The organism is Ruegeria sp. G5 (assembly GCF_056533365.1).
In genome coordinates, this window is sequence record NZ_JBQFOK010000004.1 from 296,452 (window position 1) to 318,950 (window position 22,499).

Here is a 22,499-nt window from a genome sequence, read left to right on the forward strand (position 1 = left end):
ATCCTCCTGTTGCGAAAAAGGGCCGCTCGGTTCCCCGAACGACCCATATGATTTTAGAAGATTGTGCGGCTTATTCCAGTTCGACCAGCAGGTCCTTTGCGTCAATCTGGCCGCCGGGCTGGACATGCACGGATTTGACCACTGCGTCCCGTTCGGCGTGGATACCGGTTTCCATCTTCATGGCTTCGATGGTCAGCAGCATGTCGCCTTCTTTGACCTCTTGACCCGCGGAAACGGCAACAGTGGCGACAACACCCGGCATCGGTGCCCCGATGTGGTTGGTGTTACCTGCTTCGGCCTTTGGGCGGGCCTGAGTGGACGACGTGACCAAACGGTTCGGGACGCGTATAACACGCGGCTGGCCGTTGAGTTCAAAGAACACTTTGACCTCGCCCTTTTCGTCCGTCTCACCAATGGCCTGACAGCGAATTTCTAGTGTCTTGCCCGGGTCAATTTCGGCCGTGATCTCTTCGCCGGGGTCCATTCCGTAAAAGAAAGTACGGGTGGGCAGGGTGCGTACGGGGCCATAGGTCCGGTGGCGGCCCATGTAATCCAGAAAGACCTTGGGATACATCAGGTAGCCGTTCAGGTCTTCATCATCGACCTCTTTGCCCTCCAGCTGCTTGGACAGCTCGGCCCGGGTGGCCTCCAGATCAACCGCAGGCACGTCCTTGCCGGGACGCTGGGTGTTGGGGGCTTCGTCTTTCAGCACTTTCTTGATGATGGTGTCCGGGAACCCGCCCGGAGGCTGACCCAGATTGCCGCGCATCATGTCCACGACCGAGTCGGGGAAAGCCACATCTGTATCCGGGCTTTCCACATCGTCGCGGGTCAGACCCTGGCTGACCATCATTAGCGCCATGTCGCCAACCACTTTGGATGAGGGCGTTACCTTAACAATATCGCCGAACATCTGGTTCACGTCGGCATACATCTGGGCAACCTCGTGCCAGCGTTCCTCCAACCCCAAGCTACGCGCCTGCGCTTTGAGGTTGGTAAACTGGCCGCCGGGCATCTCGTGCAGGTAGACCTCGGAAGCCGGGGCCTGCAGGCTGGATTCAAAGGCGGCGTACTGGCCGCGCACGGCCTCAAAGTAATCGCTGATCTCGCGGATGGCCTTGATGTCCAGCCCGGTGTCACGCTCGGTATGTCGCAGCGCTTCGACCACGGTACCCAGGGTCGCCTGAGACGTGTTGCCCGAGAAGCTGTCCATCGCGCAATCCACCGCGTCGACGCCCGCCTCGGACGCGGCCAGAATGGTGGCGCTGGCGATACCGGCGGTGTCATGGGTGTGGAAGTGGATCGGCAGACCGACTTCTTCCTTCAGCGCACGGATCAGGATTTTGGCCGAGGCCGGCTTCAACAGACCCGCCATGTCTTTCAGGCCTAGTACGTGCGCGCCTGCATCGCGCAGCTCTTTCGCCATGCCGACATAGTATTTCAGATCGTACTTGGCGCGATCCGGGTCCAGAATGTCGCCAGTATAGCACACGGTGCCTTCACAGATTTTGCCATTCTCAACAACGGCATCCATCGCAACACGCATGTTCTCAACCCAGTTCAGCGAATCAAACACGCGGAACACGTCGATATTCTGTGACGCCTGCCGGACGAATTCCTGCACCACATTGTCGGGGTAGTTGGTATAGCCAACACCATTCGCGCCGCGCAGTAGCATCTGGGTCATCAGGTTCGGCATCGCCTCGCGCAGGTCGCGCAGTCGCTGCCACGGGCATTCCTGCAAGAAGCGGTAGGCTACATCAAAGGTCGCACCGCCCCAGCATTCGACCGAGAACAACTGCGGCAGGTTCGCAGCATAAGTCGGTGCCACCTTGATCATATCGATCGAGCGCATCCGCGTCGCCAGCAGCGACTGGTGCCCGTCACGCATGGTGGTGTCGGTGATCAGCAACTGACGCTGCGCCTTCATCCAATCGGCCACCGCTTGCGGGCCTTTTTGCTCCAGCAAGTTACGAGTGCCCATCTGCGGCTCGCCCTTCAACGCCGGCGGCTTGGCCTCTTTCAGGTCGGGACGCGGCATTGGACGATCCTTTGTTTCAGGATGTCCGTTAACAGTGATGTCGGCGATGTAGGTCAGAACCTTGGTGCCCCGGTCCCGGCGCTTTTTAAAGTGGAAAAGGTCCGCGGTCTCGTCGATGAATTTGGTGGTGTATTCATTCGACAGGAATGTCGGATGCTTCAGGAGGTTCTCAACAAAAGCGATATTGGTCGACACGCCCCGCACCCGGAACTCGCGCAACGCGCGATCCATGCGTGCGATCGCCTTCTCGGGCGTCGGAGCCCATGCGGTCACCTTTGTCAGCAGCGAGTCGTAATACCGCGTAATAACCCCGCCTGCGTATGCCGTGCCACCATCCAAACGGATACCCATGCCCGTGGCCGAACGATACGCGGTGATGCGGCCATAGTCGGGGATAAAGTTGTTCAGCGGGTCCTCAGTCGTCACGCGGGTCTGCAGCGCATGACCGTTCAGGCGCACTTCGTCCTGGCTGGCTTTTCCGGTTGCCTCGGCAAGGGTTTTGCCTTCGGCGATCAGGATCTGCGCCTGAACGATGTCGATGCCGGTCACTTCTTCGGTGACGGTGTGTTCTACCTGAACACGCGGGTTAACTTCGATGAAATAGAACTTACCGGTGTTCATATCCATCAGAAACTCAACGGTGCCTGCGCATTCATAATTCACATGAGCGCAGATGCGGCGGCCCAGCTCACAAATCTCGGCGCGTTGCTCTTCGGTCAGATATGGGGCGGGGGCGCGTTCCACGACTTTCTGGTTGCGGCGTTGGACCGAACAGTCACGTTCGTAAAGGTGATAAATCTCACCATGTTTGTCGCCCAGAATCTGCACCTCGACGTGGCGGGCGCGGGTGATCATCTTTTCCAGATAACCCTCGCCATTGCCAAACGCGGCCTCGGCCTCGCGGCGTCCCTCCAGCACTTTTTCTTCCAGCTCATCTTCGGACAGGATCGGGCGCATACCACGCCCGCCGCCACCCCAGCTGGCCTTGAGCATAAGCGGGTACCCAATCTCGGCGGCTTCTGCCTTGATCTCGGCCATGTCGTCGCCCAGCACCTCTGTGGCAGGGATGACTGGCACGTCTGCGGCGATCGCAACCTTTCGCGCGCTGGCCTTGTCACCAAGTGCGCGCATTGTTTCGGCTTTGGGACCGATAAAGGTGATGCCGTTCTGCACACAGGCGTCGACAAAGTCCGGGTTCTCGGACAACAGACCATAGCCCGGGTGGATTGCATCCGCACCACATTCTTTGGCAACGCGAATGATCTCGTCGATGCTCAGATAGGCTGCGACCGGGCCAAGCCCTTCGCCGATACGGTAGGCTTCGTCCGCCTTAAAGCGATGCAGGCCCAGCTTGTCTTCTTCGGCAAAGACAGCGACGGTACGTTTGCCCATCTCATTGGCTGCGCGCATGACGCGAATTGCAATCTCGCCGCGATTGGCGATCAGGATCTTGTTGAAGTCAGTCATTTCAGGTCCCGGTCCTACTTGTTTGGCCGTTTTGATAGGCGGACAATACGCGCACGTATATCCGTCGTTCTGGGTAGAACCGGCATGTTAACGCTCGCAAACGCCCCCTGATGGCGCTGTCTTCTTATACGCGCTGCGCTGCAGCATCAATTAAAGATGTAACTGAGGGTAATTTATTCAGGGATGCAGCGCCCAATTGACCCATATTCGCCGCCAAATCCTGACGAAGGATGTCGATGACATGGTCCGGGCCGTGCGGGCCCAAGGCCGCCAGACCATACATGAAGCCACGCCCCAGCATGACGAAATCTGCGCCCAGTGCTTTCGCCCGCAAAATGTCCAGACCGCTTTCAATGCCACTGTCCAGGATCAATGGAAGATCCGTGGCCGCACGCATGGCTGGCAAAGTGTCTATCGTTGCGGGGGCCGCATCAAATTGGCGGCCCCCATGATTGGAAATCCAGATGGCATCTACACCGGCGTTTTTCAGTGGTTCGGCATCCTCTGGCCGCATGACCCCTTTGACAATCATATGACCATCCCAAGCGTCCCTGAGCCAATGCACGTATTCCATGTCCGGCGACGTCCGGAGCAGGTATCCAACATGCGCAGTAGGGGGCAGGTTGCTTGAATTGTCGGTATATTTGTCCAAGGTGCGCATTCTGGGTGGCCCGCTACGCGCCATGGCCATAGCCCAAGCCGGACGCTGGATGATCTGCGCAAGCAGACGGGGCGTCAGCTTTGGCGGGTTGGTCAATCCCGAACGTGTCTGCCGCTCCCGGCGCGAGGCAACCGGAACATCTACGGTCATCACAAGGGTTGAAAATCCGGCGTGTTTGACGCGGTTCAGCAAATCCAACCGGATGTTTGGGTCCTTTGGAGGATAAAGCTGAAACCAGGCATTCTGCCCCAAGTGCGGCGCAACGTCCTCGGGGCTTTGCGTGGCGACGTTAGAAAGCGTGAACGGCAGGTTTTGCGCGGCTGCGGCCCTGGCCAGCAGACCTTCGGCATCTGGCCAGATCAGTCCCGCCATACCGATTGGCGCTACGCCAAAAGGCAAATCGTAAGTTTGACGAAGAAATTCAGTCTTGGTGTCGGGGGTGATTGTGCCGTGCAGGATTGACGGCAGGAAGCCGATGCGATCCAGAGAAGCTCTGTTGCGTGATAATGTGGCCTCTGTTCCGGTCCCGCTGTCGAGGTATTCCCACACAAAATGGGGAATCCTGCGCTTTGCACGATGTTTCAGGTCTGCGATGCCGGGGTAGCTGCTGTGAAGGTCCATGGGGATTGATCAGACCAAACGGGCGATTCGGCAAGGAAATTAGGTTTTTACCCGAAGTTGAGTCGCGGGGGGCGTTTGTCCTTTCGCCGCATCTGGCCTGCTTGCTGCAGTGCCCGCGATTTGGACCTGATTGCGCCCTTTGTCCTTGGCAACGTACAGGGCGTCATCTGCGGCACGCATCAAGTCCTGGGGCATCGTTCCGTGCGCGGGGTAGTGTGACACACCGATGGATATCGTAATCCGGGGCAATGATTTTTCACCGTACCGAACGGAGACTGCCTCAACCGCTTGGCGCAACTGTTCGGCGCGGGTGATTGCGTCCTCAGGTGTATTGTCGGGTAGGATCAGCATGAATTCTTCCCCGCCAATACGGCAGGCAATTTCGTCACGGTCGCAAGCCTGTTCCAGCGCTGATCCAACGGCGCGCAAAACCATGTCACCTGCGTCATGTCCGTGAGTGTCGTTGAATTTCTTGAAATGATCGACATCGACGGCAACCAAGCTCAATGGCGCACCGGTTTGCTGACTGCGGGTGATGGATTTCCGAAGCGTGTCCGTCATATGGCGGCGATTGAACAACCCGGTCAGAGGGTCGCGGACGGACTGGTCGTGCAACTGGTCCCGCATTCGTACATTCGCGATCGCCATGCTGATCTGTTCCGCACAGAGCTGCGCCAGTTTTTTACTGTCATGAAATACGTCATCGCTGCCTTCATGTGCGCGCAGGTGCAACAGACCTACCGTTTCCCCATGCGCCAAAATCGGAAAGCAGAAATAGGGGCGGCCATCATGCGGCTCTGCGTGTTCGCAGACAAAATCAATCTCGGACGCACCAAACTCATAGGTTCGCCCACGTCGTAGCCCCCAACACCCTTCGGGATGGATATGGGCCTTGTGGGTGCCGTCATTCCAACTGGCGCAGCCGTCCAGAACATCGCGTGAGTTGGAATAGACATATACGCTGCCTTCGGCCTCCGGCAGGATGTGGGTCATAAAGCGCGAGACCATGTCGAACAGCTCTTCCAGCGAGCGGCTGGATTGCAGCCATTCATTTAGCTCACCCAACAGGCGCACTTCTCGCGCAAGGCGTAGCTGATCGTCCATCAGATCACGCTCTTTCGCGGCGCGAATGCGCAGGTCACGCACTTGTTTGCGGTTCGTGCGATAGATCACCAAAATCACGGCCGTCAGCGCCAGAATAGCAACGCTGCACAATACGGCCAGCGACCACCGGACACGAGTGATAAAGAGATCGCGTTGCGGAGTTATGTCGGAATAGAACTCAATCGCGCCCAGAAACTGCCCGTCCTTGATGACAGGCGTATAGATCTCGGCCACGTGGCAGCTTTGTTTGCCAGACTCGACCATGACCTCATGATCCAAAGAGCTGACCTCAGAGATCGGTTTTTCCTCATGCTTGTAGTACATGCCACCGGCCGCCACGATGTCTTGGAAATAGGGCTTGGTATTGGTGGTCCCGACGTCTTCGGGGCGCGTTGACCAAAAGACACGCCCATTGCTGTCGAACAATTTGAAACGGTAGATGTCAGAGGTTTCGGGCAAAAGTTCCAGAAATTCCTGATCGTGTCCGACCATGATGCCGTGTTTGAACGTGGACTCGACATCATGCAGATGAGAGGCGACTTGCTGGTTCAATTGTGCAGCGCGATGGCGTAAGTCCGATTCCAACATCCTGTCAACGACCGGAGCGGGAATCGCGTAGATACCCCAGCCCGCCAGTGCCGTCAGTGCCACAAGCATCAGCGAAATACCCGCAATTTTCAGACTGGATGCCTGACCTGTCTTGTTATTCTGTTCCATTTCCCGCGCTCCCACAGCTATGGGGCAAGCATCTTTGGCAAGGTTTGACAGCGGGTTAACGGCGTTGAGGCGTTTGTTTAGAATTGAGCAGATCGGTTGGCAAATTCCTTGCGAACAAGCCGTGAACAAACCCTTTCCCTTCGCGTCCATCCAGCGTAGTTTGAGCCCATGAGCAGTTTTGACGAAATGGACGCCTTTGAAGGCGCATCGCTGTCGGCGCGGGCTATGGCGGCACGCCCCATGCCTTATCTGGATGAACTTAACCCGGCTCAACGTGAGGCGGTTGAACGTTTGGACGGTCCGGTCCTGATGCTGGCCGGTGCCGGGACTGGGAAAACCAAAGCTTTGACGGCCCGGATCGCGCATCTGTTAAGCACGGGGCGCGCACGTCCAAACGAGATTCTTTCAGTAACGTTCACCAACAAAGCCGCGCGCGAGATGAAAGACCGCGTTGGTCGTTTGCTGGGGCAACCCGCCGAGGGGATGCCTTGGCTAGGCACCTTCCATTCGATCTGCGTCAAACTACTGCGTCGCCACGCCGAACTGGCCGGGCTGAAGTCGAATTTCACGATTCTGGATACGGATGATCAACTGCGTCTGCTCAAACAGTTGGTTCAGGCGGCCAACATAGACGACAAACGCTGGCCTGCCCGGATGTTGGCCGGGATCATCGATGACTGGAAGAACCGTGCCCTCACACCCGATAAGGTTCCCGCTGCGGATGCGGGGGCATATAACCACAAAGGCATTGAGCTTTACGCGCAGTACCAGACCCGCCTAAAAGAACTAAATGCGGTGGATTTCGGTGACCTACTTTTGCATATGGTCACGATTTTCCAAACCCACTCGGACGTGCTGGAGCAATACCAACGCTGGTTCCGCTATATCCTCGTGGACGAGTATCAGGATACCAACGTCGCCCAATATCTGTGGTTGCGTCTGCTGGCCGGTGGGCACAAAAACATCTGCTGTGTCGGCGACGATGATCAGTCAATCTATGGCTGGCGCGGGGCCGAGGTGGGTAACATCCTGCGGTTTGAAAAAGACTTTCCCGGCGCGTTTGTTGTGCGGTTGGAGCAGAACTATCGCTCGACCCCGCATATCCTGGCAGCCGCTTCAAATGTGATCCGGGGCAATGAAAATCGTCTGGGCAAAGAACTTTGGACAGACGCCGAAGAAGGCCACAAGGTCAACCTGATCGGACATTGGGATGGCGAGGAAGAGGCCCGCTGGATCGGTGAGGAAATCGATGCCATGCAGGGCGGCACCCGTGGGTTCCGACCGATGAACCTTGATGAGATTGCCATACTGGTTCGTGCCTCACATCAGATGCGGGCGTTCGAGGATCGGTTTCTGACCATTGGTCTGCCCTACAAGGTGATTGGCGGACCGCGATTCTATGAGCGGATGGAGATTCGCGATGCCATGGCCTATTTCCGGCTGGTGGTCAGCCCCGAGGACGATCTGGCGTTTGAGCGGATCGTGAATACACCCAAACGCGGCCTTGGTGACAAGGCGCAACAGACCATTCAGGTTGTGGCGCGGGAAAACGGTGTGTCGTTGGTCGATGGCGCGCGGATTGCGGTCGAGAATGGCTTGATCAAGGGCAAGGGCGGCAAGGCGCTGCGCGAGTTGATTGACGGGCTAGCGCGGTGGAACGCGATGACACGCGGACCTCGGATCGAGGTGGATGATGACTCGGTGATCGATGATGGCGTCTCGCCGATCCGCTATGGAGAGCCCGAGCACACGCATATTGAGTTGGCGCAGATCATTCTCGACGAATCCGGGTACACGTCCCATTGGCAGAACGAAAAGACGCCTGAGGCACCCGGACGTCTGGAAAACCTGAAAGAGTTGGTCAACCAGCTGGACAATTTCGAAAACCTGCAGGGCTTTTTGGAACATGTCAGTCTGGTGATGGACAATGAGCAGGATAGCGACGGTGCCAAGGTATCGATCATGACCCTGCACGCGGCCAAGGGGTTGGAGTTCCCAGTCGTCTTCCTGCCGGGATGGGAGGACGGGCTGTTCCCGTCGCAGCGGTCCATGGACGAAGCCGGGCTGAAAGGGCTCGAAGAGGAACGACGGCTGGCCTATGTCGGCATTACCCGCGCGGAAGAGGTTTGCACGATTTCATTTGCGGCCAATCGACGGGTTTTCGGGCAATGGCAGAACTCGATGCCGTCGCGGTTTATCGATGAGCTGCCCGAAGAACATGTAGAGGTGCTGACGCCCCCGGGGCTTTATGGTGGTGGTCAGCCCACAGCCAGTATCGAAACGCGCGCGGCCGAGGCGAATGTCTACAACTCACCGGGTTGGAAACGCATGCAAGCGCGGCAGGGGCAATACGGGATGTCTCAACCGCGTGAGAGCCGAAACACGGTCATAGACGCGACGGCTGTGGCAAGCTTCACCATGGGTGAGCGCGTTTTTCATCAGAAATTCGGCTATGGCGCGGTGATCGGGATCGAAGGCGACAAGGTCGAGGTCGATTTTGACAAGGCTGGGATCAAGAAAGTGGTCTCACGTTTCTTGTCTGCCAAAGACGACGTTCCGTTCTAGATCCCTTCGACAAGGACCAGGTTGGCGGTGGCCGTCTGTTGTCGGATCTTCGCCAGTGCAATGTAGTCTGGGTCATCCTTCCAGGCTTTGGCCGCTGCAAGGCTTGGAAATTCCATCAAGACAATGCCGTCTTCGGCCCAAGTCCCTTCGATGAGCTCGATGGGTTTGGATGACACGGTCAATAGGCGGCCCCCATGCCGGTCGAATATCGGCATGAAGCCTTCAAGGTATTTCTGGTACCCATCCGGGTCGTGAATTGAAATCTGCGCAATGAAATAGGCTGCCATTAGAAGCTCCTGACGGTCTGTACAGGGCTTTACTCTACATTGGTTCCCATAAAACGGAAAACGGCGGTTCCCAGGGAGGAGGAGAGGGAACCGCCGTTCTTTTCTACATCAGAGCAGGGAGGAGGAGAGCCCCGATGTATCCGAACCCGGGTTTGATCCCGGTATGAGGACGTCGCGGCGACACCAGGGAGGAGAAGAGGTGTCGCCGCGCGCTTTCAACATCAGGGCAGGGAGGAGGAGAGCCCCGATGTATCTGAACCCGGGTTTGATCCCGGAATTTGCAAGACGCGGCGACGTCAGGGAGGAGGAGAGACGTCGCCGCGCGCTTTCAACATCGGGAAAGGGAGGAGAAGTACCCGATGCGTCAGTTTCCGGCGTTCAGGGCCGGTATTAGGTGCGGCGACATCAGGGAGGAGGAGAGATGTCGCCGCTGGAAAACAGGTCCTAAAGGGAGGAGGAAGGACCTGATCTCGGTGTACTTGATGCGCTTAGCGCGCGAATTGCTCTTCTGCGGCCTGCATCGCAAGCCGACGGATCATTGAACGGTGCAGGCCCAGATCGGCCAGCTCACGGTTCGAGAGGCTTGAAAGTTCGTTCACCGTCTGACGATAGACGCGGTGACGTGCAAATTTGGTTTTCGCGGCTTCAATCAGCGAAGCCAGGGCGAGTACCGGCGCGCTTTTCTGCGCTGTATGATGTGTTACTACTGCCATTTGCCTAACCTGATATCTGTGTATGTGCCGAAGCGTTTCGGCGTTTGCTTGAGATTGAAAATAGGCAAATGCTGCGTTTGCACAATAGCCAACAGCGTCAATGCTGCTATGCAGCAAGCGCATAGATATCAACGCGTTGCATAGATGAGGGTAAAAAGTACCTTAAAAATAAGGGTTTTCTTGCCCCCGGTGAGAGCCCGGCGTAAACGTCTGGAATCCTGCTTGCCGATCTTGTGCCCCATCTTTGTGCGCATTCTTCCGAAATTTGTGCGCTTTAAAATCGAATTTTGAATGTGTTTCAGGTCGCAGGTATGCCAGCGGCCCTCCGTGGGAAATCATGGGCAACTGTTGGGGGCATGTATTGAGAACCCAGAAAAATCTGCGATCCATCCAGACGAATCGAACCGATTTGCCTCAGATTCGCGTGAAATTACTGCCTTGAATGACAGAATCGAAAAAAATTTGGGATTTCATGGGAGGGCTCATTCGAGCGGCTACTTCACTATATATTGACGCTTTCTTTGATGTGCATCCCATATCTGCTGATATTTTGCTATTTTCAATCACGAACAGCCTCGCTAAGCTGTGATGTGGAGGGAGAAGTGGGAAATTTTTCTGTTGATTTCCATGAATTCCCATGCCATCCCTTATTCATCCGATGAGGACGAGGCACATGGGGCACCAAACGACCCCGAACCAATAAAATTCAGGTTTCATACAGGCATCTCGCTTTCATCAATCAAGAGATCCGGCGCGCGGGCGAGCAGACATCCCCCCAGGTGGCGCGCGCAGCTGGACTTCCCGCTCAGCGGGCCAATGCGGCGGGTTGATCAGTGGCAGCAGATCAACCCGCCGTTTTTCATCCGGGGGGAACGTGAATTTCAAGTGGGGCGCAAGCGAAAGGGACAGTCGTCTTGGCGCGCAGGTTTAGAGGTGAAAGCCACCACAAGGTGGATACGAAAGGCAGGGTCTCGATCCCGGCCTCTTTTCGCCGCGTGCTTGAATCATCTGACCCGAACTGGCAGCCCGGTGATAATCCTGAACTTGTGATTGTTTATGGTGATCACCGCCGTAAGTTCCTTGAATGCTATACAATGCAGGCGATTGACGAGGTCGACGCCAAGATTGATGCGCTGCCGCGTGGCTCGATGCAGCGTAAGACGCTACAACGTATGTTCCACGGTCAGTCGTTCCCGACGAACGTGGATGAGACCGGGCGTCTGGTTTTACCCGCAAAGTTGCGTAACAAGATCGGTTTGGAGGGCGAGGCCTTCTTTATCGCGGCAGGCGACACCTTTCAGATATGGAAGCCTGAGACCTACGATACCGAAGAGCTGGCCGCCGCAGAGGAGTGGCTGGATGATCAGCCAGAGGACTTTGATCCGCTGGAATTCCTAGATGGCGTTGGGGACGCGTAACGGCATGGCCGACGCGGAGCTTTCATCTGACAAACCCCACATCCCTGTATTGCTGCGCCCTCTTTTGGCTGCAGTTGCGCCTGTCTCGGGTAAATGGTTGGACGGTACGTTCGGCGCCGGCGGTTATACACGTGGTTTGCTGGAGGCCGGAGCGGAAACGGTTATCGGCGTCGACCGCGATCCGCTGGCATTCGAGATGGCCGCAGATTGGGTCGGTGAATATGGTGACCGGCTGATAATGCAGCCCGGCGTTTTTTCGCGGCTGGATGAATACGCGCAGGATCTCGACGGCATTGTTCTGGACCTGGGTGTCTCGTCTATGCAGCTGGATCATGCCGAACGTGGGTTTTCCTTTATGAAGGATGGGCCGCTGGACATGCGCATGAGCCAAGAGGGCGAAAGCGCGGCCGATTTGGTCAATACAGCGACCGAAGCACAACTGGCTGACATCCTTTTTCATTTCGGCGAAGAGCGTGCGAGCCGACGTATCGCCAAGGCCATCGTCAAGGCACGAGCTGATGAAGCGATCACAACAACGCTGCGTCTGGCCGAGATCATCGAATCCTGCCTGCCGCGCTCGAAACCGGGTCAATCGCACCCGGCAACGCGCAGCTTTCAGGGCCTGCGGATTGCCGTAAATGCAGAATATGAAGAGTTGTTTCAAGGGCTTATGGCGGCTGAGCGGGCCTTGAAGCCCGGCGGGCAACTCGCCGTTGTGACCTTTCACTCCATCGAAGACAGGATGGTTAAGCGGTTTTTCCAGTCCCGTGCGGGAAAGACTGGGCGTTCAAACCGCTATGCGCCTGAAATGGAACAGGAAGCTCCGCAATTCACGCTTAAGACTCGTAAGGCCGTTGGCCCGGACGAGCAGGAGTTACAGGAAAACCCACGCGCACGCTCGGCAAAACTTCGCGTGGCTATTCGAACCGATGCACCGGCGGGCGAAATTGAGGCCCGCGCCATCGGGATGCCGCAACTTGGGGGAAGAGCAAAATGAAGAGTGTTTTGTATGTGTTTACCGCCTTGGCGGTGTTTGGGCTGGCTCTTTGGGCGTATCAGGAAAACTACCGCACTCAGCAGGTGGTAAAGGAAACGCAGAAGCTGCAACGCGAGATCGGCATGGCGCAGGTGCGACTGGCTGTTCTGAATGCGGAATGGGCATATCTGAATCGCCCCGACCGTTTGCGCGAGCTCGCCGATCTGAATTTTGAACGCCTGGGTCTGTTGCCCTTGCGCGCTGAGCAATTCGGGCGCGCGGACCAGATCGCCTATGCCGAAGACCCCGACTTGCCCATCGTCGACCCGATTGAGTTGCAAGCCATTACCAATATCCAAGCCTTGGGCGAGGTGCAGATTCCATGACACGCACACCTCTTCGCCCATTGGCCCGAATCCTCGACGCGCGTGCGCGCGGTGAAAACCCGAAAGCGATTGAGCGAGAAAACATCCTCAAGCGCCACGAAGACATGAAAGACCGCGCCCGGGCCCGTGCCGAGGGCCGTCTTTTGGTGTTGGGACTGTTCTTTTTCTGCGCGTTTGCTGTGGTTGGTGCCCGCATGGGCATGCTTGCCACGTCCGAGGCACAAGAGCCCTTGGCCAGCGCGCCAGGCGCAACAATCGCCATGCAGCGCGCCAATATCGTTGATCGCGAGGGTCGTATCCTGGCGACCAACCTCGATACCTATTCGGTCTACGCGCAACCCCCTCTGATGATCGATCCGGTCGCGGCAGCGGATCAACTGGTCGCCATTTTTCCTGATCTGGAAAAAGATAAGTTGATCAAAGACTTCACGGGTGAACGTAAGTTCCTTTGGATCAAAAAACGCATCTCGCCCGAACAAAAGCAGGCCGTGCATGACATCGGTGATCCCGGGATTTTGTTCGGACCGCGCGAGATGCGCCTTTACCCCAACGGAAAGCTTGCCGCGCATATCCTGGGCGGTTCAGGCTTTGGACGTGAGGGCGTCAGCGCTGCCGAAGTGATCGGTGTCGCCGGCGTTGAAAAACAGTTCGACGACTATCTGCGTGATCCGGCGAATGGGAATAAACCCTTGCAACTGTCGCTGGACCTGACGGTACAGGCGGCGGTCGAACAGGTTCTGTATGGCGGCATGAAGATCATGAACGCCAAGGGCGCGTCCGCCGTTCTGATGAACGCTCATACGGGTGAGGTTGTCTCGGCCGCCTCGCTACCGTCTTTTGATCCCAATGACCGACCGCGCCCGCCGACTTCGGGGTTCGATCCTTCGGACAGTCCGCTGTTCAACCGATATGTGCAGGGCGTGTACGAATTGGGCTCGGTCTTCAAGATTTTCACGGCGGCTCAGGCGGTGCAGCTTGGCCTAGTGAATTCCAACACGATCATCGACACCTCGGGTCCGATGCGGATCGGGCGGTTCCCGATTGGCGAGTTCAACGGCAAGAACTATGGCGAGATCAGCGTGGCGGATGTGATCGTCCACAGCTCGAACCGGGGCACCGGACGACTGGCCTTGCAGATCGGCGCACAACGGCAGCAACAGTTCCTCAAGGCGTTGGGCATGTTCGAACCCACCCCGTTCGAGATTGTCGAGGCCAACGGTGGCGAGCCGCTGAAACCCAAAAAATGGGGCGAACTCAGCACTGTGACCATTTCCTATGGTCATGGTTTGTCGACCAGCCCGATGCATCTGGCGGCGGGCTATGCGGCGATCGCCAATGGTGGGCACTATGTCAGCCCGACAATCCTGCGCAAAAATGGGCCTCAGTACGGGCCGCGCGTTATGTCTGATAGTGCGGCGCGTCAGGCGCAGCAGATGTTGCGCAAGGTGGTCACGGATGGCACCGCCAGCTTTGGCGATGTGGCGGGCTATGACGTGGCGGGCAAGACCGGCACTGCCGATAAGCCGAAACCGCGCGGTGGCTATTACGATGACAAGGTGATCTCGACCTTTGCGACGATCTTTCCGGCGTATGATCCGAAATACGTGCTGATCGTCACGCTGGATGAACCTTCAATCGTGGCTTACGGCGAAAAGCGCCGCACGGCAGGGTGGACAGCCGTTCCGGTTGCTGCGGAACTGATCGGACGTGTTGCCCCCTTGCTGGGCCTGCGTCCACGGCTTGAGCCTGAGGCACGCGCTGCTATAACGCTCACCTCAAATTAGACCGTCCGGCAAAGGGTAGGGCATGGGCACAAGAACAAAAAAACTCAGCCAACTGGCCCTCACCGCGCGCGGAGGGGCAAACCCTGACATAACCGGACTGGCAGTGGATAGCCGCGAGGTGCAGGAGGGGTTCCTGTTTGCCGCTTTGCCTGGCACCCGCGTGCATGGCGGTGAGTTTATCCAATACGCCTTGCGCATGGGCGCGGCTGCCATCCTGACCGATGCCGAAGGGGCGCAGATCGCAGCCGCAGAACTGGCTGCCTCGGACGCTGCTTTGATCTTGGCCGAAGATCCGCGTCAGGCGCTGGCTGGATGCGCCGCACTATGGTTTGGCGCGCAGCCGCAGACCATTGTGGCGGTAACTGGAACCAATGGGAAAACCTCGGTCGCCACATTCGTGCGCCAAATCTGGATGGAGCTGGGCCACGCCGCCGTTAACCTTGGCACCACTGGGGTCGAAGGCGCATGGACTGCCCCGCTGGCCCATACCACGCCCGAGCCGATCACCCTGCATCGCTGTCTGGCTGAGGCGGCGGCAAATGGCGTGACCCATGCCGCGATGGAGGCGTCCTCGCACGGGTTGGAACAGCGTCGTCTGGACGGGGTACATCTGGCCGCTGCGGGGTTCTCGAACTTCACGCAGGACCATCTGGATTACCACGAAACGTTCGAGGCGTATTTCGCCGCCAAGGCTGGTCTCTTCGACCGGGTTCTGCCGCAGGACGGCACCGTCGTGATCAATATGAGTGACCCCAAAGGGGCCGAGGTCCGCAAGATCGCCAAGGCACGCGGACAGGAGGTTCTGACCGTTGGGCTGGGCGATGCAGATCTGTGCCTGATGAACCAGCGTTTTGACGCGACCGGGCAGGATTTGCGGTTCTCGTGGCAAGGCAAAGTGTTCCAAACTCGCTTGAACCTGATCGGCGGGTTCCAGGCTGAAAATATCCTTCTGGCCTGCGGTCTGGTGATCGCGGGCGGGGAAGAGCCTGAGCGCGTGTTTGAAACTCTGCCGCATCTGACAACCGTGCGGGGCCGGATGCAACTTGCGGCGACGCGCCACAATGGAGCGGCGGTGTTCGTCGACTATGCCCATACGCCTGACGCTGTGGCCACTGCGCTCAAGGCGTTGCGCCCGCATGTGATGGGGCGGCTGATTGCCATTGTTGGCGCCGGCGGCGATCGCGATGCGACCAAGCGGCCTTTGATGGGGCAAGCGGCTGCAAACCATGCCGACGTGGTCTTTGTCACCGACGACAACCCCCGCAGCGAGGACCCAGCGACCATCCGCGCCGCCGTTTTGTTGGGCGCGCCTGAGGCGACTGAGGTGGGCGACCGGGCCGAGGCCATTCTGCGTGGCATAGACGCGCTGCAACCGGGGGATGCTTTGTTGATTGCGGGCAAAGGGCATGAAACCGGCCAGATTGTCGGCGATCAGGTTCTGCCCTTTGATGATGTGGAACAGGCCAGCATCAGCGTGGCGGCCTTGGACGGGAGGGTCGCATGACGCTGTGGACTGCGGCTGAGGCCGCCGAGGCGACAGGCGGCCGCGCGACGACTGATTGGTTGGTTGACGGTATCTCGATCGACACCCGAACACTGCAAGCTGGCGATCTGTTTGTTGCACTCAAGGCGGCGCGGGATGGTCATGACTTTGTCGCCCAAGCGCTGGAGAAAGGCGCAGGCGCTGCGCTGGTCTCACATGTTCCGGATGGGGTTGATGAAACGGCTCCTTTGTTGATTGTGGATGATGTCCAGACCGCGCTTGAGGCTTTGGGCCAGGCCGCACGTTCCCGAACGAAGGCCCGCGTGGTCGGAGTGACCGGCAGCGTCGGCAAAACCTCAACCAAAGAAATGCTTGCGACCATTCTGGAGACGCAGGGAAAAACCCACGCAAGCGTTGCAAGCTACAATAATCATTGGGGTGTTCCATTGACGTTGGCGCGCATGCCGAAAGATACGGAATTCGCCGTGATCGAGATTGGGATGAACCATCCCGGCGAGATCGCCCCACTGGCCGTTCAAGCCCACCCACACGTGGCTTTGGTCACGACAGTAGCCGCCGTTCATCTGGAGGCGTTTGAGTCGGTTGAAGGCATTGCCCATGAGAAAGCAGCGATTTTCCAAGGGTTGACGCAAGGCGGTGCGGCCATCGTGAATGCCGATATCGCGCATACAGACATCTTGCGTCGTCATGCGCAGGACGCCGGAGCCGGGATCGTGGATTTCGGCCGCGCGGCAGAGGGCTATGTGCTGACGGATGTCGCGCAGCACCCCCAAACCGTTAACGCCAAGGCTAAGGTTGACGGGGTAGAGTTCTCTTACGAGGTGAACTCGGCAGGTACCCATTTCGCTATGAATGCGTTGGGTGCCTTGGCGGCCTGTGTCGAGATGGGCGTCGATCTGGATGAAGCGGTTCAGGCTTTGCGCCGTTGGTCCCCGGTCAAGGGGCGCGGTGTTCGGGAAAACATAGCACTGGCCGATGGAGGCAATGTCGAGCTGCTGGACGACAGCTATAACGCCAATCCAACCTCAATGGAGGCCGCGTTGGATGTGCTGGCGGCGTCTCAGGGGGCTCGGCGGATCGCATTTCTGGGGGACATGAAAGAACTTGGCGCGCAGGAAATGGCCATGCACGCCGCAATGGCTGATGTGGGCGCGATGGTGCAGGTGGATCAGGTCCATTGCATCGGGCCCTTAATGAAGGCGCTTCATGATGCCTTACCGGCTGAAAAGCGCGGCGTTTGGACCGAAACCAGCGCAGAGATGGCGGGGCATCTGTCGGATCTGATCCGTTCTGGTGACACCGTTCTGGCCAAAGGGTCGCTGAGTATGGCTTTGGCGCGAATTGTTGACGGTCTGAGGGAAATGGGGCAAGGGAGCGCGCTTGAGCCATGATCGCCGCATCAGAAAGGTTTTAGAATGTTATATTGGTTAACCGGCCTGTCGGATGGCGGGGATTTTTTCAACCTCTTTCGCTATATTACCTTCCGCGCTGGTGGCGCCTTCATGACGGCGCTGATCTTCGGGTTCATTTTTGGCAAACCACTGATCAACGTTCTGCGGCGTAAGCAGGGCAAGGGGCAACCGATCCGAGATGACGGGCCAGAGGGGCATTTTTCCAAAGCAGGTACGCCAACGATGGGCGGGTTGCTGATTGTCGGTGCTCTGGTCACGTCGACGCTGGTTTGGGCCAGATGGGACAATCCCTATGTCTGGATGGTGCTGTTCGTAACTCTGGCCTATGCGGCGATTGGGTTCGCAGACGATTACGCTAAGGTTTCAAAGCAGAACACCAAGGGTGTTTCGGGCAAAATGCGGTTGGCTTTGGGTGTGATCATCGCCGTTCTGGCTTCGATCTGGGCCACTTTTCATCACCCTGACGCATTGCAGAACCAATTGGCTGTGCCGGTATTCAAGGACACTCTGGTCAATCTTGGGATATTCTACATCCCATTTTCGATCGTCGTCATCGTTGGGGCCGCGAATGCTGTGAACCTGACGGACGGTTTGGACGGGCTGGCCATCATGCCAGCCATGATCGCGGCCTCGACTTTGGGCGTTATTGCCTATGCGGTTGGCCGGGTCGACTTTACCGAATATTTGGACGTGCATTATGTACCGGGCACGGGTGAGATATTCATCTTTACCTCGGCCCTGTTTGGCGCGGGGCTTGGGTTTCTTTGGTATAATGCCCCGCCTGCTGCAGTTTTCATGGGCGATACCGGATCTCTGGCCTTAGGGGGCGCGCTGGGGGCCATAGCAGTGGCGACGAAACACGAGCTTGTTCTGGCCGTGGTCGGCGGATTGTTCGTTGTCGAAGCGTTGAGTGTGATCATTCAGGTCTTTTACTTCAAACGGACCGGTCGGCGCGTGTTTCTGATGGCTCCGATACATCACCACTATGAGAAAAAGGGTTGGGCGGAACCGACGATCGTCATCCGTTTCTGGATCATTTCCCTGATCCTTGCGATGATTGGTTTGGCGACTTTGAAAGTCCGGTGACGCTCCCGCCAGGTTCGCAGGACCTGCGGTCCAGCTGCCACCTGTTGGGCCAGGCTCGCGCTGTCGCGCGAGCCTTTTGCGACCCTTGCCATCCGTGATGTCTTCTGCGCAGTGTGGCGGCCAATTGAGGGTCAAAAGAAGGTGGGCGACATGATCCCGGTCAAAGGGTTTTCAGGGCAGAAAGTTGCGGTTCTGGGGCTTGGTCGGTCAGGTTTGGCTGCGGCGCGCGCGCTGCGTGCGGGCAAAGCATTGCCGGTGTGCTGGGACGACAATGCAGAGGCGCGAGCATCTGCTGAAACCGAAGGATTTGATTGCGTGGACCTGCGCCGCCAGGGGGCCTTTGATGACATTTCCACGCTGATCGTTTCACCCGGTATCCCGCATCTTTACCCCGCTCCGAACCCGGTTGTGGCTGCCGCGCTGGACGCCGGTGTGCCGGTGGACAACGACATTGGCCTGTTCTTTCGGTCCTTTGCCGGGCCGGAGTGGGACAATTTCGATACGCCGCCGCGGGTTATCGCGGTTACCGGGTCGAACGGTAAATCGACCACGTCGGCCCTGATTCATCACATTCTGACCGCAGCCGGGCGCGACGCGCAGTTGGCGGGCAATATTGGGCGCGGGGTCTTGGATATTGAACCGGGAAGTGATGGTTCAGTCGTCGTGCTTGAGTTGTCTAGTTACCAGACAGAGCTGGCGCGGGCATTGACCCCTGATGTGGCGGTGTTCACAAACCTGTCGCCAGATCACCTTGATCGCCACGGCGGGATGGGGGGGTATTTCGCGGCCAAACGTCGACTGTTCGCCGAAGGAGGACCTGATCGCGCCGTCATCGGAATTGACGAAAAAGAAGGCGCGTTTTTGGCGGGACAACTTTCCGAAGGCCCCGCGGATGATCGCGTGATCCGGGTGTCGGTTGCGCGTAAGCTGAACGGGCCGGGTTGGCAGGTCTTTGCCCGCAAGGGCTTTTTGTCTGAGTACCGCAAGGGCAGGCAAGCGGGGTCGATCGACCTGCGCATGATCAAAGGCTTGCCCGGCGCACATAACCACCAAAACGCCTGCGCAGCGTATGCTGCGTGCAGGGCGTTGGGGTTGGCGCCGCGTATCATAGAGGACGCGCTGCACAGCTACCCGGGCCTTCCACACCGCAGCCAGATCATCGCCGAAGCCGACGGAGTGACCTATGTGAATGACTCCAAGGCGACCAACGTGGATAGTGCGCTCAAGGCCTTAAGCGCCTTCAAGAGCATTCGCTGGATTTGTGGCGGTCTGGAAAAAGAAGGCGGGATCGACGCGTTGAACGCGGCAATAGAGAACGTATCCGGTGCTTATGTCATAGGGCGCGAAGCGGCGGGTTTTGCGATGCAACTCGATATTGATGCGCAGGTCTGCACAACGATGGAGGCGGCCGTTGAACAGGCAATGGCCGATGCACAGCCGGGTGAAACAGTTTTGCTTGCCCCGGCCGCCGCAAGTTTCGATCAGTATGACAATTTCGAACAGAGGGGCGAGGATTTCGCGGCCCAAGTTCGAAAAAGGTTGCCCAGCTAGTCATCTGCAAGAGGTTGCCAATCGCCTGACTTGGATGTGTTATCGGCTTGACACGCCACGGGCGTTGGTTTTGCCTTACATCAATTCAATGTGAGGTTATGACAATGACATACCGTAAATTCAGTTTGATCGTGCCCGCCCTGCTGGTGGTGGGTGCATGCACCAACACAGGGGCAAATTATCAGCCTGTGATCGACGGCCCCGTGGGTCCCAACTACAACCTCGACCTGCAACAATGTCAGCAACTGGCGGCATCGCAGGCCGGTGTTGACGGTTCAACGGCTGGAAATGCAGCCATCGGTGCAGCAGGTGCGGCCGCCGTAACAGGGATCGTACAGGACAGCAGTGACAATCTGGGGCGCGCTGCCGTGGCCGGTGCGTTGGTCGGCGCTGGCGCGGACGTGATCAACAAGAACCAGAACAAGGAAGTGATCGTTCGCAATTGCATGCGTGGACGTGGTTACAACGTCGTAGGTTAACGGCTGGCGATCGCAGTTCCGGCGGCGTGACCCGAGGACCAAGCCCATTGGAAATTGTAGCCACCCAGCCATCCTGTGACATCGACCGCTTCGCCAATCGCGTAGAGGCCGGGGATTTCCCTGGCCTCCATCGTTTTGGATGACAGATCATCGGTGTCGATACCGCCCAGCGTAACTTCTGCAGTGCGGTAACCTTCGGTACCCGATGGCGTGAGAACCCAGTCTGACAGCGCCTCGACCAATTCTCCAAGAACTGCATCCGACTGGTCTGCCAGATTACCCTGCATAGGGATTTGTGGGCTCAGGAACTCCACCAACCGGGCGGGCAGATGACGCGCAAGTTCGGTTGTCAGTGCTTTGCGTCCCGCGGTCTGGCGCTGTTCCCGGAGCGTTTCGAACAAGGGCAGGTCGGGGATCAGATTGACCCGGATGGTTTCACCCTCATGCCAGTACGACGACAATTGCAGCACCGAAGGTCCGCTAAGCCCACGATGCGTGAACAGCAGGGCTTCGTCGAAACTGGTGCGGTCATTTGAAAGGCGGGCGGGCACCGAAACGCCGGAAAGGTCTTTGAATTTACCGTCCGAGAATGTGAAAGGCACAAGTGCTGCGCGCGTCTCTGTTACGCGCAGATTGAATTGGCGGGCGATATCGTAAGCCAGACCCGTTGCGCCCATCTTGGGTATCGATTTGCCGCCTGTTGCCAGCACCAGGTTGGAACAGGAAAGGCTGAGCCGCCGCCCATCGCGATCAACCGCAAGCGCAAACCCGCTTTCGGTCTTGCGAAGGTCTTTTAACTCGGTCTGCAGCCATAATTCTGCACCGTCGCGCGCCAACTCATCACACAGCATTTGTACGATCTGTTTTGAAGAGCCGTCGCAGAACAGTTGCCCCAGCGTTTTTTCATGCCACGCAATTCCGTGGCGGTCGACCAGATCAATGAAATCCCACTGGGTATATCTGGCCAGCGCGGATTTGCAGAAGTGCTGGTTTTGCGACAGGAAGTTCGCTGGCCCTGCAAACATATTGGTAAAGTTGCAGCGTCCACCGCCGGATATGCGGATCTTTTCACCCGGCGCTTTGGCATGGTCGATCACCAGCGTCCGCCCACCACAATGGGCCGCACACATCATGCCGGCTGCACCGGCCCCAAGGATGATCGTATCAAAGGTCATAGGCTGCGCATGGCGCGGATTGGTCGCAAAGGCAAGAGGCGCTATGTTGAGCACAACCCGACCAAAGGCAGGCAGCTGAAAAGAAAAGCCCGTTCGGATGAGAACACTCAACACGGAGATACCGCATGAAGCCCATCAATTTGCAGGAAAAACTCTTGCAGTTTTCGACACATTGGGACCCGCATGTTGTTGCGGATTACAATCAGAACGACGTGATGGTTGTGAAATTCTCGGGCGAGTTTCCGTTCCACAAACACGATATGACAGACGATTTCTTTTTGGTTCTTGAAGGCGAAATGATCATGGACATCGAGGGCGAGCCTTCGAAAACCGTGAAAGCTGGCGAGCTTTTTGTCGTGCCCAAAGGTGTGGTGCATCGTCCCCGCGCGGAAAACGAGGTGAAGGTGCTGCTGATCGAACCCAAAGGTGAGCCGAATTCAGGCGACGCTGATCAAGCGCCGGCACCAAAACCAAGGCTGTGAAAGGCGTTTTGCCTTTGACTAAGCAGTAGCAGCGATAAGGTGTGCAGAATTTCCCGTCTTGGTCTCATTC

General features: G+C 57.7%; 17 protein-coding genes. 11 read left to right on the forward strand and 6 right to left on the reverse strand.

The features are described 5' to 3' along the window. Positions 1 to 70: 70 nt before the first annotated feature. From ACR0BD_RS09590 to ACR0BD_RS09600, 3 genes are all read right to left on the reverse strand, one after another. The gene (locus ACR0BD_RS09590; protein ID WP_480830132.1) at positions 71 to 3,508 is read right to left on the reverse strand and encodes a pyruvate carboxylase; all 3,438 of its coding nucleotides are present in this window, start codon (positions 3,506 to 3,508) and stop codon (positions 71 to 73) included. 124 nt (positions 3,509 to 3,632) lie between these two features. Continuing rightward, the gene (locus ACR0BD_RS09595) at positions 3,633 to 4,790 is read right to left on the reverse strand and encodes an alpha-hydroxy acid oxidase (protein WP_480830133.1); all 1,158 of its coding nucleotides are present in this window, start codon (positions 4,788 to 4,790) and stop codon (positions 3,633 to 3,635) included. 39 nt (positions 4,791 to 4,829) lie between these two features. Further along, positions 4,830 to 6,611, reverse strand: a complete 1,782-nt coding sequence (locus tag ACR0BD_RS09600; protein WP_480830134.1) for a sensor domain-containing diguanylate cyclase — start codon at positions 6,609 to 6,611, stop codon at positions 4,830 to 4,832. A 168-nt stretch (positions 6,612 to 6,779) separates the two neighbouring features. Here ACR0BD_RS09600 and ACR0BD_RS09605 point away from each other — a divergent pair, with 168 nt between their 5' ends. After that, a complete protein-coding gene (locus ACR0BD_RS09605) occupies positions 6,780 to 9,176 on the forward strand; it encodes an ATP-dependent helicase (RefSeq protein ID WP_480830135.1) in 2,397 nt (798 codons plus the stop codon). On the opposite strand, the gene ACR0BD_RS09610 is transcribed toward ACR0BD_RS09605, so the two are convergent. Together ACR0BD_RS09610 and ACR0BD_RS09615 are read right to left on the reverse strand one after the other, a co-directional pair. Beyond that, positions 9,173 to 9,463, reverse strand: a complete 291-nt coding sequence (locus tag ACR0BD_RS09610) for a DUF1330 domain-containing protein (RefSeq protein ID WP_480696128.1) — start codon at positions 9,461 to 9,463, stop codon at positions 9,173 to 9,175. The two genes, ACR0BD_RS09605 and ACR0BD_RS09610, sit on opposite strands and share 4 nt — an antisense overlap. Before the next feature lie 488 nt (positions 9,464 to 9,951). Then, positions 9,952 to 10,176 carry a DUF1127 domain-containing protein gene (locus tag ACR0BD_RS09615; RefSeq protein WP_480696126.1) on the reverse strand — a complete coding sequence of 75 codons (225 nt, stop codon included), beginning with the start codon at positions 10,174 to 10,176 and terminating at the stop codon, positions 9,952 to 9,954. Positions 10,177 to 11,126: 950 nt separating this feature from the next. Between ACR0BD_RS09615 and mraZ the strand changes: the two genes are divergently transcribed. The 9 genes from mraZ to ACR0BD_RS09660 all read left to right on the forward strand — a co-directional run bounded on the left by mraZ (position 11,127) and on the right by ACR0BD_RS09660 (position 20,772). Next, the gene (mraZ, locus tag ACR0BD_RS09620) at positions 11,127 to 11,594 is read left to right on the forward strand and encodes a division/cell wall cluster transcriptional repressor MraZ (RefSeq protein ID WP_480830136.1); all 468 of its coding nucleotides are present in this window, start codon (positions 11,127 to 11,129) and stop codon (positions 11,592 to 11,594) included. Positions 11,595 to 11,598: 4 nt separating this feature from the next. Continuing rightward, the gene (rsmH, locus tag ACR0BD_RS09625) at positions 11,599 to 12,591 is read left to right on the forward strand and encodes a 16S rRNA (cytosine(1402)-N(4))-methyltransferase RsmH (RefSeq protein WP_480830227.1); all 993 of its coding nucleotides are present in this window, start codon (positions 11,599 to 11,601) and stop codon (positions 12,589 to 12,591) included. After that, positions 12,588 to 12,956, forward strand: coding sequence for a cell division protein FtsL (gene ftsL / locus ACR0BD_RS09630; protein ID WP_480696123.1), 369 nt, complete (start codon positions 12,588 to 12,590; stop codon positions 12,954 to 12,956). Before rsmH ends, ftsL begins: the two co-directional genes overlap by 4 nt. After that, positions 12,953 to 14,740, forward strand: a complete 1,788-nt coding sequence (locus ACR0BD_RS09635; protein ID WP_480830137.1) for a peptidoglycan D,D-transpeptidase FtsI family protein — start codon at positions 12,953 to 12,955, stop codon at positions 14,738 to 14,740. The genes ftsL and ACR0BD_RS09635 overlap by 4 nt, the downstream gene beginning before the upstream one ends. 22 nt (positions 14,741 to 14,762) lie before the next feature. Further along, positions 14,763 to 16,244 (forward strand): UDP-N-acetylmuramoyl-L-alanyl-D-glutamate--2,6-diaminopimelate ligase, encoded by a 1,482-nt coding sequence (locus ACR0BD_RS09640; protein ID WP_480830138.1) that lies wholly within the window; start codon positions 14,763 to 14,765, stop codon positions 16,242 to 16,244. Continuing rightward, positions 16,241 to 17,635: a UDP-N-acetylmuramoyl-tripeptide--D-alanyl-D-alanine ligase gene (locus ACR0BD_RS09645; protein WP_480830139.1), complete on the forward strand. Its 1,395-nt coding sequence runs from the start codon at positions 16,241 to 16,243 to the stop codon at positions 17,633 to 17,635. Before ACR0BD_RS09640 ends, ACR0BD_RS09645 begins: the two co-directional genes overlap by 4 nt. A gap of 24 nt (positions 17,636 to 17,659) precedes the next feature. Further along, entirely contained in the window at positions 17,660 to 18,742 is a 1,083-nt protein-coding gene (mraY, locus tag ACR0BD_RS09650; RefSeq protein WP_480696115.1) for a phospho-N-acetylmuramoyl-pentapeptide-transferase, read from the forward strand. 150 nt (positions 18,743 to 18,892) lie between these two features. Beyond that, positions 18,893 to 20,293, forward strand: a complete 1,401-nt coding sequence (gene murD, locus ACR0BD_RS09655) for a UDP-N-acetylmuramoyl-L-alanine--D-glutamate ligase (protein ID WP_480830140.1) — start codon at positions 18,893 to 18,895, stop codon at positions 20,291 to 20,293. A 104-nt stretch (positions 20,294 to 20,397) separates the two neighbouring features. Further along, positions 20,398 to 20,772: a glycine zipper family protein gene (locus tag ACR0BD_RS09660; RefSeq protein ID WP_480696111.1), complete on the forward strand. Its 375-nt coding sequence runs from the start codon at positions 20,398 to 20,400 to the stop codon at positions 20,770 to 20,772. On the opposite strand, the gene ACR0BD_RS09665 is transcribed toward ACR0BD_RS09660, so the two are convergent. Further along, a complete protein-coding gene (locus ACR0BD_RS09665; protein WP_480830228.1) occupies positions 20,769 to 21,947 on the reverse strand; it encodes a BaiN/RdsA family NAD(P)/FAD-dependent oxidoreductase in 1,179 nt (392 codons plus the stop codon). The two genes, ACR0BD_RS09660 and ACR0BD_RS09665, sit on opposite strands and share 4 nt — an antisense overlap. 125 nt (positions 21,948 to 22,072) lie before the next feature. On the opposite strand from ACR0BD_RS09665, the gene ACR0BD_RS09670 reads away from it, so the two are divergent. After that, the gene (locus ACR0BD_RS09670) at positions 22,073 to 22,429 is read left to right on the forward strand and encodes a cupin domain-containing protein (RefSeq protein ID WP_480696107.1); all 357 of its coding nucleotides are present in this window, start codon (positions 22,073 to 22,075) and stop codon (positions 22,427 to 22,429) included. Positions 22,430 to 22,499: the final 70 nt, after the last annotated feature.